12 protein-coding genes are annotated in these 14,236 nt (G+C 69.2%); 3 read left to right on the top strand and 9 right to left on the bottom strand.

Annotation, left to right across the window (positions count from 1 at the left end):
* Positions 1–45: 45 nt before the first annotated feature.
* The 3 genes from FB381_RS05675 to FB381_RS05665 form a co-directional block, all read right to left on the bottom strand.
* On the bottom strand, positions 46–1,392 hold the full coding sequence (locus tag FB381_RS05675; protein WP_141779389.1) for an exopolysaccharide biosynthesis polyprenyl glycosylphosphotransferase: 1,347 nt from the start codon (positions 1,390–1,392) through the stop codon (positions 46–48).
* A gap of 127 nt (positions 1,393–1,519) precedes the next feature.
* Positions 1,520–2,212, bottom strand: a complete 693-nt coding sequence (locus tag FB381_RS05670) for a response regulator transcription factor (RefSeq protein ID WP_141779388.1) — start codon at positions 2,210–2,212, stop codon at positions 1,520–1,522.
* Entirely contained in the window at positions 2,193–3,203 is a 1,011-nt protein-coding gene (locus tag FB381_RS05665; RefSeq protein WP_170225062.1) for a sensor histidine kinase, read from the bottom strand. The genes FB381_RS05670 and FB381_RS05665 overlap by 20 nt, the downstream gene beginning before the upstream one ends.
* 383 nt (positions 3,204–3,586) lie before the next feature.
* Between FB381_RS05665 and FB381_RS05660 the strand changes: the two genes are divergently transcribed.
* A complete protein-coding gene (locus FB381_RS05660; protein ID WP_141779386.1) occupies positions 3,587–4,222 on the top strand; it encodes a helix-turn-helix transcriptional regulator in 636 nt (211 codons plus the stop codon).
* 18 nt (positions 4,223–4,240) lie between these two features.
* On the opposite strand, the gene pth is transcribed toward FB381_RS05660, so the two are convergent.
* Complete coding sequence (pth, locus tag FB381_RS05655) at positions 4,241–4,861, bottom strand: aminoacyl-tRNA hydrolase (RefSeq protein ID WP_246087976.1); 621 nt, start codon at positions 4,859–4,861, stop codon at positions 4,241–4,243.
* Positions 4,858–5,481 (bottom strand): 50S ribosomal protein L25/general stress protein Ctc, encoded by a 624-nt coding sequence (locus FB381_RS05650; protein WP_141779385.1) that lies wholly within the window; start codon positions 5,479–5,481, stop codon positions 4,858–4,860. Before FB381_RS05650 ends, pth begins: the two co-directional genes overlap by 4 nt.
* A gap of 223 nt (positions 5,482–5,704) precedes the next feature.
* On the opposite strand from FB381_RS05650, the gene pepN reads away from it, so the two are divergent.
* Positions 5,705–8,125 (top strand): aminopeptidase N, encoded by a 2,421-nt coding sequence (gene pepN, locus FB381_RS05645; RefSeq protein WP_141779384.1) that lies wholly within the window; start codon positions 5,705–5,707, stop codon positions 8,123–8,125.
* A 48-nt stretch (positions 8,126–8,173) separates the two neighbouring features.
* Complete coding sequence (locus FB381_RS05640; protein WP_141779383.1) at positions 8,174–9,190, top strand: LCP family protein; 1,017 nt, start codon at positions 8,174–8,176, stop codon at positions 9,188–9,190.
* 284 nt (positions 9,191–9,474) lie between these two features.
* Here the strand turns inward: FB381_RS05640 and FB381_RS05635 are convergent, their stop codons facing one another.
* The 4 genes from FB381_RS05635 to glmU form a co-directional block, all read right to left on the bottom strand.
* Complete coding sequence (locus FB381_RS05635; protein ID WP_141779382.1) at positions 9,475–10,737, bottom strand: HNH endonuclease signature motif containing protein; 1,263 nt, start codon at positions 10,735–10,737, stop codon at positions 9,475–9,477.
* A 349-nt stretch (positions 10,738–11,086) separates the two neighbouring features.
* Positions 11,087–11,617, bottom strand: a complete 531-nt coding sequence (locus FB381_RS05630; protein ID WP_141779381.1) for a putative immunity protein — start codon at positions 11,615–11,617, stop codon at positions 11,087–11,089.
* A gap of 13 nt (positions 11,618–11,630) precedes the next feature.
* Positions 11,631–12,605, bottom strand: a complete 975-nt coding sequence (locus tag FB381_RS05625; RefSeq protein WP_141779380.1) for a ribose-phosphate diphosphokinase — start codon at positions 12,603–12,605, stop codon at positions 11,631–11,633.
* Positions 12,606–12,679: 74 nt separating this feature from the next.
* Complete coding sequence (glmU, locus tag FB381_RS05620) at positions 12,680–14,146, bottom strand: bifunctional UDP-N-acetylglucosamine diphosphorylase/glucosamine-1-phosphate N-acetyltransferase GlmU (RefSeq protein WP_141779379.1); 1,467 nt, start codon at positions 14,144–14,146, stop codon at positions 12,680–12,682.
* Positions 14,147–14,236: the final 90 nt, after the last annotated feature.

The following is a 14,236-nucleotide window of genomic DNA, read 5'->3' as shown; positions in this document are numbered from 1 at the left end:
CTATCGGTTGTGCACGCAATGGCCTGGGAGTTTAGGTGACACTCACTAGTAGGCGCCAGAGCCGCGGACGACGGCTTTCACCGTGCGCACGACGATGCCGAAGTCCCGCAGGAGAGTCCAGTTGTCGACATAGTCCAGGTCCAGGCGCACGGTGTCCTCCCAGGAGAGGTCCGAGCGACCCGAGACCTGCCATAGTCCGGTCAGACCGGGAGCGACGGCGAGGCGGCGGTGCGAGTCGCGATCGTACATCGCCACCTCGCTCGGCAGCCCCGGACGGGGTCCGACCAACGACATCTGGCCCAGCACGATGTTGAACAGCTGGGGCAGCTCGTCGAGAGAGTACTTGCGCAGCATGCGGCCGACCCGGGTGACTCGCGGGTCGACCCGGAGCTTGAACAGCACGTGCCCGGGCCGGTGGTCGAGGGTGCGCAGCAGCGCCTCCGCGTCGGCGACCATGGTGCGGAACTTCCAGATCCGGAACTGCTCTCCCCCACGCCCGACCCGCACCTGCCGGAAGAAGACCGGGCCGGGCGAGTCGAGCTTGATCATGATCGCCAGCACGACGAAGACCGGCAGGAGCACGACGACGGCCGCCACCGCGGCCAGCCACTCCCACACGTACTTGACCAGCCGGGTGAGCCGGGCGCGCAGCGCCTCGTCGACGTAGAGGAGCGTCATCGAGCCCAACCGCATCGACGACGTACGCTGCGGGGTGACGTCCTGCATCCGGGTGCTGACGAGCAGCGGCAGCCCGAAGGACTCGCTGGTCCAGGCGAGCCGCTGGATCTCTCGGCCGGCCAGGTCGGGACCCGGCACGACCAGCACGGCGTCGGGGGCGACCGAAGCGATCGCAGCGGACAGCCCGTCGGCCCGGCAGACCGCCGCGGCCTCCATGAGCCCGCCGCTGAGCCGGTGGGTCCACTCCGGGATCACGCCGTGGTCATGGGCCGCCTCGACGACCACGACCCGCAGCGGGTTGCGCGGCCGGGAGCTGAAGATGTAACCCACCACGCGGAAGCCGAGCGCCGTGACCAGCCCGATGATCGTCTGCGCGACCAGCTGGCCCTGCGGCAGCTCGACGACGGCACCCAGCAGCCAGGTGGCCATGCTCAGCGCCATGAACGCCTTGAAGACTCCGGAGACGGTCGCGCGCAGACGCTCGGCGCCCGGCAGGATCTTCGGCGCGGTGATCCGCGTCGTCAGACCCCACACCAGACCCCAGCCCAGGGCGTGGACGACCTCCTGGCCGACGAGCAGCGGCGCCAGCAGCATCACCGCGAGGCCATCGAGCATCGATGCCTGCAACCGAAGGGAGAGCGCCTTCGGGGACACTCTCCTGCGGTTGATGTCGATAGGAACGACCGTTCCTACCGGCGCCAGCTCGATAGTCATTCATCTCCCCTGTGGCCGGTGCGCGCCCGACCGCGTGCTCATCCGAGAACAATGAGGGATGAACGCGGCCAGTTGGGGCGATCGGCCGTCGGTTAGACCAAATGAGGGAATGACTTGCGGTGACGGGTCATTCGAGGGACTGCGGCGATCGCCAGCCGAGCCGGTGCGCGAGCCCGACGGCTGCGATCTGAGAGGTGACCTGGAGCTTGGCGAGGATCGACTTCACCTGGGTGCGCACCGTCGCCTCGGAGACGACGCCGAGCACCGCGATCTCGTGGACCGTACGCCCCATCATCAGGTGGCCCAGCACCTGGGCCTCACGCTTGGTGAGCAGCTCGATGCGGCGGCTCAGCTCGGCCACCTCGTGCTGACGCTCGAACCAGATCCTGATCAGCCGCTCGCGGTCGGAGACCGCGAGCACGCTGGCTCCCTGGTGGAGCCGCCTGACGGTGCCGAGGATCTCGCCGAGCGGGCGCGACTTGGAGAGCACCGTGCGGGCACCCTTGCGCAGCGCCTGGCCCCACCGCGCCTCCTCGATCGCCGCGGTGACCACGACGACGTCGACGCCGGCCTTGGCCAGCGGCTCGATCATCCGGATGCCGTCGCCGTAGCGGCCGAGGTCGAGGTCGAGCAGCACGATCTTGGGCTTGTTGCGGAGCACGACGGAGACCATCGTGGCGGTCGAGACGGGCTCGCTGGGCATGGGGATGCGGCGTACGTCGTATCCCTCCAGGGAGACCGCGAGCTCGAGCGACTCCGCGAAGAGCACATGGTCCTCGACGATGACGACGCGATACTGGCTACGCTGCGACGACACCATCGGCAGCGCCTTCCTTCTCGGAGCCGGCGGCGGGCTCGGTGGCAGGGACGGGGTGGCCCTCGATGACGGCGCTCGGCAGAGTCACCACGAAGGTCGTGCGCGCACGGACCGCCAGGCGCAGCGAGCCACCCATCCGCGCGGCGAGCTTGTGGGCGACGTTGAGGCCGATGCCCTGACCACCCGAGTCGGGGCCCCGCACGCCCCACTCGAAGATGCGGTCGTGCACCTCGGGCGCGACGCCGCTGCCGTCGTCGCTGACCTCGATGACCACCATCGGGCCTGACGTCTCGGACGCATGCCGCACCGCGACCTCGACCGCCCCGGAGCCGTGCTTGGCGGCGTTGTCGATCAGCACGTTGAGGATCTCCGCGACCGCGTCCGAGCTGCCGGCGGCGAGCGCCGTGCTGGGCGTGTGGACGACCGTGGTGCCGCCGGCCTCGTGGGCCAGCGCGAGGTTGTGGAGCACCATGTCGACATCGACGACGCCGGCGTCGACCGGCGCCGTGTCGGCGCCGCCCCGCTGGGCTCGGACGAGCCGCTCCAGGCGTCGGAGCTCGCTGCCCATCATCGACATCATCGCCACGCGCCGGTCGGGGTCGAGTGTCTCCGAGGTGCACAGCAGCTCGCTGGCCGAGCGGATCCCCGCGAGCGTCGAGGTGACCTCGTGCATCCGGGCGCGGTGGACCCGCTGGATCTCGCGAGCGCTGAGCAGGTCGCTGTAGACCTCGTCGGCCTCCCTCGCCTCTGCCGCGCAGACACGTCGGTAGATGCGCACACCTCCCTGCAGGAGGAAGGCTGCGGCGGCCAGCGACGAGCTCAGGACGATGAGCGGCAGGAGCCAGAAGATGTGACCGCTGGCGTCGAAGGTGACCCAGGGCCCCTGAAGGATTGCGATGAGAAAACTCTGGACGCCGATGAAGACGGCGGTGGTCGTCGCGTAGGCGGTGCCCAACCAGCCCGAGCTGATGCTCGTGAAAATGGACGTAGACATGCTGCTCCCCATGGCGGGTCGGCCAGAGAGGAAAGACGCCCGATCGGGAACCTGCTCACGGTCCCGCTTCCCCAGCCCGAGGTTGTCGGGCCTCCCCAGTTTGAATGTTATGACCGAACCTTCACTGAAGGAACGTAGTGAGAACGTTATCTCCACGCGAGGTCATCGAGGGCCAATACCGAGAATTGAGGACAAGTCGTTTTTCGGGCCCGCTCAGGGCCTCTGTTCTCCCAGGTCATCCCCAAACTTGGGGGCTGCTAGAACCTGTTTCGGATCCAGGGGGTCCCACCAGTCATGGTCCGTATACCCCCAGGGATATCGAACGGGGCCCGCGACGACCGATCGGCACGACAGACATGGCAGCCCCTTCAGCGCCTCTCAGGGTGGCCGTCACGGCCGACGAGACGATGACGCTCGACGCGGTGAAGGTCTCCCTCCTCGGCCGGGGAATGATCGTCACCGCGACCGTCTCCGTCGCCGTCGCCCCGCGCCGGCTGCTGGCCGGAGACCCGGCGGTGCTGCTGGTGGTCACCGACCTCTCCGAGTGGAGCGACCTCGAGCAGGTCTGTGCCCTGGTCGGGGGCGTACACCTGCCCGCGGTGGCGCTCACCACCGCACCGCGCGGCGGGCTGTGGGGAGCGGTGCTCGAGGCCGGCGCGTCCATCGTGCTCTCGGCCCACGCCGACTCCGACACGATCGAGGCCACGCTGCGCGACGCCTCCGCCGGCCGCCGGCTCGCTCCGGCCGAGGTCGACGACCTGGTCGCCCGGTGGCATCGCCTGCGCGAGGAGCGTGACCGGATCCGCAGCGAGCTCGACTCGCTCACCGTGCGCGAGCGCGAGGTGCTCGAGCTGCTCTACGACGGCGAGACGGTCGCCGACATCGCGGCCCGCTTGGGCGTGGCCCAGGCGACGGTGCGCAGCCAGGTGAAGTCGATCCTGCGCAAGCTCGAGGTCGGATCACAGCTGGCGGCCGTCGCGGCGTACGACTGCTCGCTGCATCCTCCGCCGCCTCGATGACTCGACCAGGAGACTCGACTAGGAGTTGAACCGCTGCTGGGTCTTCTCCAGCCCCTCGGCGACCAGCGACTCGATGGCGTCGGCGGCGGTGTCGACCACGAAGGGAAGCACCTTGCGCTCGGCACTGGAGAAGTTGGAGAGCACGAAGTCGTGCACCTCCTGGCGACCTGGAGGGCGGCCGATGCCGACGCGCAGCCGATGGAAGTCGCCGGTGCCGAGCGAGGACCGCATCGACTTGAGGCCGTTGTGGCCGTTGTCGCCGCCGCCCAGCTTGACCCGCATCGTGTCGTAGGCGATGTCGAGCTCGTCGTGGATGGCGACGATGTGGTCAGGGGCGACCTTGTAGAAGGTCGCCAGCGCCTTGACCGGCCCGCCGGACTCGTTCATGTAGGTGCGGGAACGGGCGAGCACGACGCGCGGACCGGGCACTCCCGGGCTGTGCTCATTTCTGGCACCCGGGAGCCGCCCTTCCACGACATCCGCACGGCCGGACTTGTGGGAGCGCCACTTGCCGTCCAGCCGGTCGGCCAGCTCGTCGGTGACGAGGTAGCCGATGTTGTGACGGTGCCCGGCGTACGTCGGCCCGGGGTTGCCCAGACCGACGACCAGCCAGACACCGTCGTTCACCGAGTCGTTCACTCGGCGTCGGTGGCCTCAGCCTCGTCCTCGCCGGTCTCGCCCTCGGCGGCCTCTTCCTCGTCCTCCGGCTCCTCGATGACGCGGGCCTCGGTGACGTTGACGACCAGGGTCTCCGGGTCGGTGACCAGGGTGGAGCCCTTGGGCAGGGTGACCTCGCTGGCGAAGATCTGGGTGCCGGCCTCGAGACCCTCGACGCTGACCTCGATGCTCTCCGGGACGTGGGTGGCCTCGGCCTCGACGGTCAGGGTGTTCGCGTCGGTGACGACCATGGTGCCGGAGATGGCGTCGCCCACGACGTGGACGGTGATGTCGACGGTGACCTTCTCGCCCGCGCGGACGGCGACGAAGTCGACGTGCTCGATGACGCGGCGTACGTCGTCGATCTGGACCTGCTTGGTCAGCGCCAGCTGCTTCTTGCCGTCGATGGAGAGCTCCAGCAGCGCGTTGGCGCCGTGGTTCTTGAGCGCCATCATCGTGGCGTGGCCCGGCAGGCTCAGGTGGATCGGGTCGGCGCCGTGGCCGTAGACGACCGCCGGGATCTTGTTCTCACGGCGGATGCGACGAGCGGCACCCTTGCCGAACTCGGTGCGCTTCTCGGCGACGATCTTCTCGCTGGACATGCGTTGAACTCCTCGATGGATGAAGCTGGATGTCTGTGGGCCCGGCTGGTCCAACGAAGGCCGTGCGACGAAGGCACGGCGTCCCTTTGAGGAGACGTCCACCTTGTCGATCACGGAGCGCGAGGCGCTCCCTCGCCGAGGCAACTGCCACAGCCTATCCCCGGTTGCGGCTGACAGCGAAATGCGGGCGCGCGCTGACCTGGGAGGACGTACGTTGGCCGACGTGTCACTCACTCTCGGCGAAGCCCGCACGCGAGCAGGCGTGCTCTCCTCCGTCTCCTACTCCGTGGATCTCGACCTCACCGACGTCGAGACGTTCCGGAGTCACGTGCGGGTGCGGTTCGGCTCGGCGGCGGCCGAGACGTTCCTCGAGCTCAAGGGCGCGCGCTCGGTCTCGCTGAGCGTCAACGGGGTGGCCACCGCGACCTCCTACGACGGCCTGCGGGTCGACCTCACCGGCCTCTCGACCACCGAGGTCAACGAGGTCGAGGTGGTCGCGACGCTGCCCTACACGACCGACGGCGACGGGATGCACACCTTCATCGACCCGGCCGACGGAGCACGCTACGTGGCCGCCTATCTCGGGATGGACAACGCCGCGAAGGTCTTCGCCTGCTTCGACCAGAACGACCTCAAGGCGACGTTCGACGTCTCGGTCACCGCCGACCCGGCCGACACCGTGCTGGCCAACGGAGCGCTCGTCTCCCGCGAGGGCGGTCGTTGGGTCTTCGCCACCACTCCCCCGATCCCGCCCGCGCTCGTGGTGGTCGCGGCCGGCGACTGGCACTCGGTGCGATGGTCGGCGGTGTTCGACTCCGGGGCGAGCCTCGACTTCGGCTGGCACGCCCGGCGGTCGCTGGCCGCCGAGCTCGACCGCGACGCGGCCGAGCTGCGACGTACGACGGAGGACTGTTTCGCCCACTACGCCGAGATCTTCGAGGAGCCCTACCCGTTCGACTCCTACGACCAGGTCTTCGTGCCCGGGCTCAACTGGGGTGCGCAGGAGATGCCGGGCTGCGTGACCTACCGCGACGAGCTGCTCCCCCGCGGCGCGATCACCGACACCCAGCGCGCGATCCGCGGGGTGATCATCGCCCACGAGATGTCGCACATGTGGTTCGGCGACTCGATGACGATGACCTGGTGGGAGGACACCTGGCTGCAGGAGTCGTTCGCCGACTACATGGGCTATCGGGTGGCCGAGGCGGGCGCCGGCTTCTCGGACCTGCTGGTCGAGGTCGAGATCGGGCGCAAGCCGTGGGGCTATCGCGCCGACGCCCGCAGCTCGACCCATCCGGTGGCCCCGCTGCCGACCGACGTGCCCGACGTCGACACCGCGGCCACCATCTTCGACGGCATCTCCTACGCCAAGGGCGCGGCCTGCCTGGCACAGCTCGCCTTCTGGCTCGGCGACGACGAGTTCATGGCCGGGGTCAACCGGCACCTGACCCGCTTCCGCTTCGCCAACGCGACGCTCGCCGACTTCGTGGAGTCGCTCGCGGCGACCTCGTCCAGAGACGTACGCGGCTGGGTGGATGCCTGGCTGCGCCGCCCGGGCTTCGACACCGTGGTCGTGCGGCGCGAGGCAGACGTGCCGGTGCTCGTGCGCGAGGGCGAGCGGCCGCACGCGTTCACGGTGGCCGCCTACGACTCCGCCCTGCGTCTGGTGGGCACCGAGCGGGTCGAGCTGGGTGACTCGCCGGTCGCGCTCCCCCACTACGCCGGCCTGGTCGTGATGCCCAACGCGGGCGGCGAGACCTTCGCCGCGCTGCGCCTCGACCACCACTCGTGGCAGGCGCTCTCCGACGGGCTCTCCGGGCTCAAGGACCCGCTCGTGCGCGCAGTGCTCTGGACCTCCGCCTATCTCCAGGTGCGCTCCCGTGACCTCTCGGCCGACGACTTCCTGACGCTGGTCGAGACCCACCTGCCCGCCGAGACCCGCGCGGAGATCATCGAGGGCGTGCTCGAGGAGACCAGGTCGGTGATCATCCCCCAGCGGGTGCCGGCCGAGCGTGCGGCAGGCGCGGTCGCACGAGTCGCCTCGGCGGCGTCGGCCGGGCTCGAGTCCGCCCGGGGTGACACGCAGCTGACCATGGCCTGGGCCCCGACCCTGGCCGCGACCTGCGCCGACCCCGATCTGCTGCGCGGCTGGCTGGCCGAGGAGCAGATCGGCGCCGACATCCCGCTCCTGCCCACCACGCGCTGGGACGCCGTCGCGCGGCTGGCCTCGCTCGGCGACGCCGATGCCCGGTTCATCTCCGCCCAGCGTGACCGCGACGTCACCTCCGAGGGCTATCTGGGGGCGCTGCGGGCGCTCGCCGCCCGTCCGTCTGTCTCGGCGAAGGACGCCGCCTGGGACGCGATGGGCACCCGTGACATCAACAACCGTCGCTTCGGTGCGCTCGCCGCGGGGATGTGGATCCCTGAGCAGGCCCATCTCCTGCGCCCCTACGTCGACGCCTACATCCGCGAGGCTCCGGCCCTCGCCACCCGGGGCCAGGCCTTCGCCCAGGAGGTGGGGCGCGCGTTCCCGCAGGTCGCGCTCGACCGCGACCAGCTCGACACGCTCCGCGACGCGCTGGCAGGCGGCGTACCGACGATCCTGAGGCGCTCCTGGCAGGACCACCTCGACGACCGGGAGTAGCTCCCATTAGCCTCTAGGCGCTCTCGACCCCACTTCCTGAGGACGGCCATGAAGAAGTCGCGCATCCTGCTCGCTCTCGGGATAGCGTTCGTCGTGATCGTCGGCGCCGTCGGCGGCACGGGCTGGTATCTCGCCCACCGGCTCGACCGGCAGGTGAAGTCCGTCGACGTCTTCGGGGGCCTCGAGGAGCGGCCGGCGGCGGCCACCGACGCCGCGGCCGGCTCGATGAACATCCTGCTGCTGGGCACCGACGGGCGCACCGGTGACCATGCCACCACCGGCACCGAGGCCACGGCGACCTGGACACCGGGCGAGCAGCGCGCCGACACGATGATGCTCCTTCACCTGAGCGCGGACCGTCGCTCGGCCTCCGTCATCTCGATCCCACGTGACTCGTGGGTGCGGATCCCCGGCCACGGCAAGGCCAAGGTCAACGCCGCTTTCTCCGAGGGCGGCCCCCGGCTGAGCGTGCAGACGGTCGAGCGGCTCACCGGCGTACGCATCGACCATGTCGCCTGGGTCGACTGGGCCGGGTTCGAGGAGATCGGCGACCTCCTCGGCGGCGTCGAGGTCTACGTGCCGGAGACCGTCCACGACTCGGCGCGTCACCGCACCTGGACCGAGGGCAAGCACCTGCTCACCGGCGAGGAGGCCCTCCTCTACGTACGCCAGCGCTACGGTCTCCCCGGCGGCGACCTGGACCGCGTCAAGCGCCAGCAGTACGTGCTGCGTTCCATCCTCCGCGGCCTCCGCGACAGCGTCGACCCGAAGGACCCCAAGAAGGCCTACGACCTCCTCGACGTCATCACCCGGCACCTCACCGTCGACTCCGGCTTCTCGGGCGGCGACCTCCGCGGCCTCGCCCTCGACCTCGCCCGCATGCCCTCCTCGGACCTCACCTTCTTCACCGCCCCCGTGGCCGGCCTCGGCAAGGAGGGCAAGCAGAGCGTGGTCTATCTCGACATGCGCAAGGGTCGTGACCTCTGGGAGGCCGTGCGTTCGGATGATGTGGACTCTTGGTTGGATCAGAATCCTGGGGTCGTGACTGGGAAGACGGTGAGCTGAGGCTCCTTCTTGCTGGCGCGCTTCGGCTTTCGTCGCGTGCGGGTTGGGAGCTGGCGCTGGTCGATCGCGTCTGGCTGGTGGCCGCCGACCCGTTCTTGGAGGTCTAAAGATTTGGCTGGTTATCGGGGCGGCGGCAGGGGTGTGGCGCGGAGATCTTGGGTTGGGTACGGAGTTGAGAGCCCGGGCCAGGGTCGCAGGTCGGGCAGGTGTGGTTTGCGGGGACTGTGACAGAGGGTCTGACCTTGTGAACGATTCACAAAGATCGGACCCGTGCGAGGTCGGCATCAGGTTCGCCTAGTGAACCGAATCCGTCCGTCCGGGAGACGCTCGTGCCCGTAGTCAGGGTCATGGATCCGCCGGTGGTCGCTGGGGCACAACAGGACCATGTTGGCTAGGTCGGTCTTGCCGCCTTCGGCCCAGGGTCTGAGGTGATGGGCCTCGGTCCACGCGGCTGAAGCATCGCAATCTTCGGCTTGGCAGCACTCGTCCCGTAGCCGTAGCGCTCTGTGCTGGATCGGATGCGCCAACCTGGCCGTGCGGCCTAGATCGAGGATCTCCGAGTCGGTGCCCAGCACCACCGGAACCAGGTCCGCGCTGCACGCCATCCGGCGGGCCTCAGCTGCGGTGATCTGGTCACCGTCAAAACCGAGTGCAGCTGTGCCGAGGTCCTTGCGGAGATCCTCGAGGCTCATCGTGATGAACACCGTGGTCGCGTGCCCACCATGACGGGGCAGGTTCTCCACGTCGTAGGTCTCGACGACCCGAGCGAAAGCCTGACCCAACAGCCGCTCATAGGAGACCTTGCGGCCCTTGTCCTCGGCCGACCACTTCCTCGGCTGCGCCAGGGAGTCCAGCATCGTGCGTAGACGCATCCCGACCGCACGCGAGACACGGGCGTGGATGTCGACGGTGCCGTCACCGTTGTCACGAGCCCGGAAGAACGTACGCCGCTGCGCCTGCTCTTCCTCCCGCTGCAACGCCTTCGACTCGGCGGCCTCGAAACGCTCGGGGTCGATCTCGGCCAGGATCCGCTTGCCGACGATCTTCAGCTCGTTCGCGGTCAACCGGGTCGCATGATCGACCAGCAGCTTCTCGGCGAGCACGAGGTCTTCGGCGCTGGCTGCTGGATCGGCCTCGATCGCAGACAGGGCTTTGGTGATCACCCGGGCCTTGTCCTGGGACACCACACCTTCCGCGAGACCCGCAGCGACCAACTCATACCTAGCCACCGCCGACGCGAGCTTCACCTGCCCACGACCCACACCCCGATCAACCAGAAGCGCGGTCCGCATCCAACCCGAGGCATCCTTCGCACCAGTCTCCTCAGCGATGTCACCAGCCGACGCGAGCACCCGCAGCTCGAGCGCAGCCTGCTGCGCCTTCAAGATCTCGAGCCGCGCCAACACATCCTTCTTCTGACTGGTTCGCCAATAAGCGGGCTCCATCGCCAGCAGGTCACCCAGAGCAGTTTCGATGCCAGCGAGAGCCCTCGCAACCGGGTCACTGGGGCTGGTGCCCCAGTGGTCGGCATGGTTCTCGACGCTCATCGCTGACCCCCTCTCAAGGTGCCCGTCGGATACCCCTGATTTTACTCTTTACCGACCAGTAGCTCCACCTCTTTTCGCAGGTCAACGCGCCTTTTTCGCGGCAGCGACCAGCAGTCGCTCCTCCCGGCCACACCCTGGCCGCCGCCCCGATAATCAGCCAAATCTTTTCTCGATCTGGCCCGGAGTCCAGGACCGCGTAGCGGCCGGCGTAGCCGGCGCCCGAAGGGCGTCCTTGACGCCGGGCCAGATCGAGAAGACCCTCCAGGAAAGGGTCGGCGGCCCACACCCATCCCGAAAACCATCCACCTACCGCGGCGAGGCCACAACCAGGTTCACCGCCGCCGAATCCTCAGCGCGACACACGCAGCCGAGCGTCAAGCATGCTCATGAGCTCAGCGACGCGGCTCTTGCCGGCGGGCGCGTCCGGGTAACGCAGGAGCACGTCGACCAGCACCCGATCAGCGCGCTCGACGGCACGGTTCAGAGAAGCAGAAGCAGCCCCGGGATCACCCGGCGCCTCGAGCTCGGCGATCCGCGCGACACTCGCAGGGGCGCGCAGGATGTGCCCGACCTGGGTGGCTTTGGCAATCGGATGAAGATAGGCCGCCGACCCAGCGTCACCGGCGCTCCGCGCCGCCAGCCGCGCCGCCTCCGAGGGCGCCTCGGCGGCGGCGCGGTGAGCGTCCAGCGATGTGACGCGCTGCAGCTTCGTACGCCGCGAACCACCCACGAACTCCCAGGCAGCTTCCAGCGCGGCTCTCGGACGCGGGTCGTCGGGGCACGCCGTTTCGAAGACCGGCAGCACCTCGGCGGCGGTCTCCGCGACGTAGCGGGCGACGACCCGCAGCTCGTCGGTGGTCAGCTCGAAGTCGCCCGCCACGGGGAGACCTGGCTCAGGCGTGCCCGTCGAACATCGAGGTCACCGAGCCGTCCTCGAAGACCTCGCGGATGGCTCGGGCCAGCATCGGCGCGATCGAGAGCGTGGTGAGCTTGTCGAACTGCTTCTCCTCCGGCACCGGCAGGGTGTTGGTGATGACGACCTCGGTGGCGGTGGAGTTCTTCAGCCGGTCGACGGCGGGGTCGGAGAGGATCGCGTGGGTGGCGGCGATGATCACGCCGGCCGCACCGTCCTTCATCAGCGCCTCGGCGGCCTTCACGATGGTGCCGCCGGTGTCGATCATGTCGTCGGTGAGCACGCAGATGCGGCCCTCGACCTCGCCCACGACGCGGTTGGCGACGGTCTCGTTGGGCCGGGTGATGTCGCGGGTCTTGTGGATGAAGGCCAGCGGCACGTTGCCGAGCCGCGCGGCCCAGCGCTCGGCGACCTTGATCCGACCGGCATCGGGAGAGACGACGGCCAGCGGCTGGTTGCCGTACTTCTCCTTGATGTAGTCGGTCAGCAGCGGCAGTGCCATCAGGTGGTCGACGGGCCCGTCGAAGTAGCCCTGGAGCTGGTCGGCGTGGAGGTCGACGGAGATGATCCGGTCGGCGCCCGCGGTCTTGAACATGTCGGCGACCAGGCGGGCCGAGATCGGCTCGCGACCGCGGTGCTTCTTGTCCTGGCGGGAGTAGCCCCAGAACGGCATCACGACGGTGATCCGCTTGGCCGAGGCCCGCTTGAGCGCGTCGACCATGATCAGGTGCTCCATGAGCCACTGGTTGATCGGGGCGGTGTGGCTCTGGAGCACGAAGGCGTCCGAGCCGCGCACCGACTCCTCGTAGCGGATGTAGGTCTCGGAGTTGGCGAAGTCGTAGGCCGAGGTCGGCGTCAGCTTCGTACCGAGCAGGTCAGCGACCTCCTCGGCGAGGACCGGGTGCGCCCGGCCGCTGAAGAGCATCATCTGCTTCTCGGTGGTGCGCTTGGTCATGTGCTGGCTCCTACCCCCGGGGTCACTGCCCTTGGATTCTGCATCAACAACGCCTTCGCGCCCAACCCCCGGCGTCACTCGTCCGTCGCCTCGGGTTCACCGAGGATGGGTACGCCCGCGTCGAGCGCTTCTGCGGCGGCGGCCGCCTGCGGGGTGCCCGCCCGCCTCGCGAGCGCCCACCCCTCGATGATCCTCTGCTGACCTGCAGAGACGGCCAGGGCACCGGCCGGCACGTCGTCGCGGATCAGGGCCTCTCCGCCTGTCGCAGCACCGTCACCGACGGTGACCGGGGCGACAAACGTCACACCCGAACCCGACTTCACGTGGCGGCCGATGCGGGTCTTGTGCTTGTTGACCCCGTCGTAGTTGGCGAAGATCGTGCCGGCCCCGATGTTGGTGGCCTCCCCGATCGTCGCGTCGCCGACGTAGGACAGGTGCGGCACCTTCGCGCCGGCGCCGATGGTGGAGTTCTTGACCTCGACGAAGCCGCCGATCTTGCCCTCGTCGCCGAGCACCGTGCCCGGGCGCAGGTAGGAGAACGGTCCGACGGTGGCGCCGGGCCCGACGACGGCGAGCTCTGCCTGCGTACGCACCACCCGGGCGCCGTGGCCGACCTCGGTGTCCTTCAGCGTGCAGTCGGGGCCGATGACCGCGTCCTCGTCGATCCGCGTGGCCCCGATGAGCTGGGTGCCGGGCAGGATCGTGACGTCGGTGGCGAGCTCGACGTCGGCGTCGATCCAGGTGGTGGCCGGGTCCATGACGGTGACCCCGTCCTTCATCCACCGGGTGACGATCCGCTCGTTGAGCGTCTTCCCCAGGTCCGCCAGCTGGGCGCGGTCGTTGGCGCCTTCGGCCTCGGTGACGTCGTCGAGCACGTAGGCGTCGACGCCCAGCCCGTCGGCGACGGCGAGCGCGATCGCGTCGGTGAGGTAGAACTCCGACTTCGCGTTGTCGTTGCCGATCCGCGGGAGCACGTCGGCCAGGAACGCCCCGTCGAAGGCGATGATGCCCGAGTTGATCTCGGTGATCGCGCGCTGCTCCGCGGAGGCGTCCTTCTCCTCGACGATCCCGGTGACCCCGGCGCCGGGTCCGTCGTCGGCGCGCAGGATCCGCCCGTACCCGAACGGCTCCGGCACGATCCCGCTCAGGATCGTGGCGGCCCGTCCCGCGCTCTCGTGCTCGGCGACGAGCGCACGCAGCGACTCGCCGCGCAGCAGAGGCGTGTCGCCGTACGTCACGACGACGGTGCCGGTGGCGACCGACGCCGTCTCGACCGCCATCCGCACGGCGTGGGCGGTGCCCAGCTGCTCCTCCTGCACCGCGATCACGGTCTCGGGCAGGATCTCGGCGATGTGCGGCTCGACCAGCTCGCGCTGGTGCCCCACCACCGTGACGACGCGGGTGGCGCCGGCCTCCGAGACCGCGGCCAGCACATGGCCGACCAGGCTGCGACCCGCGATCTGGTGGAGCATCTTGGGAGTCTTGGACTTCATCCGGGTGCCGCCACCGGCAGCCAGCACGATCACGGTCAGCTCGCTCATGTTGGCTCAGTCTAGGGTCACGACCGTGGTGGCCCCGAGCCTGGGATCGGCGATCCCGGCCACGGCCGGGATCGACCGCGACTAGTGGTG

The organism is Nocardioides albertanoniae, from assembly GCF_006716315.1.
GTDB classification, from domain to species: Bacteria; Actinomycetota; Actinomycetes; order Propionibacteriales; family Nocardioidaceae; genus Nocardioides; species Nocardioides albertanoniae.
The sequence above is the reverse complement of the archived record's forward strand: the minus strand, read 5'-3'. Positions and strand labels throughout refer to the sequence as shown.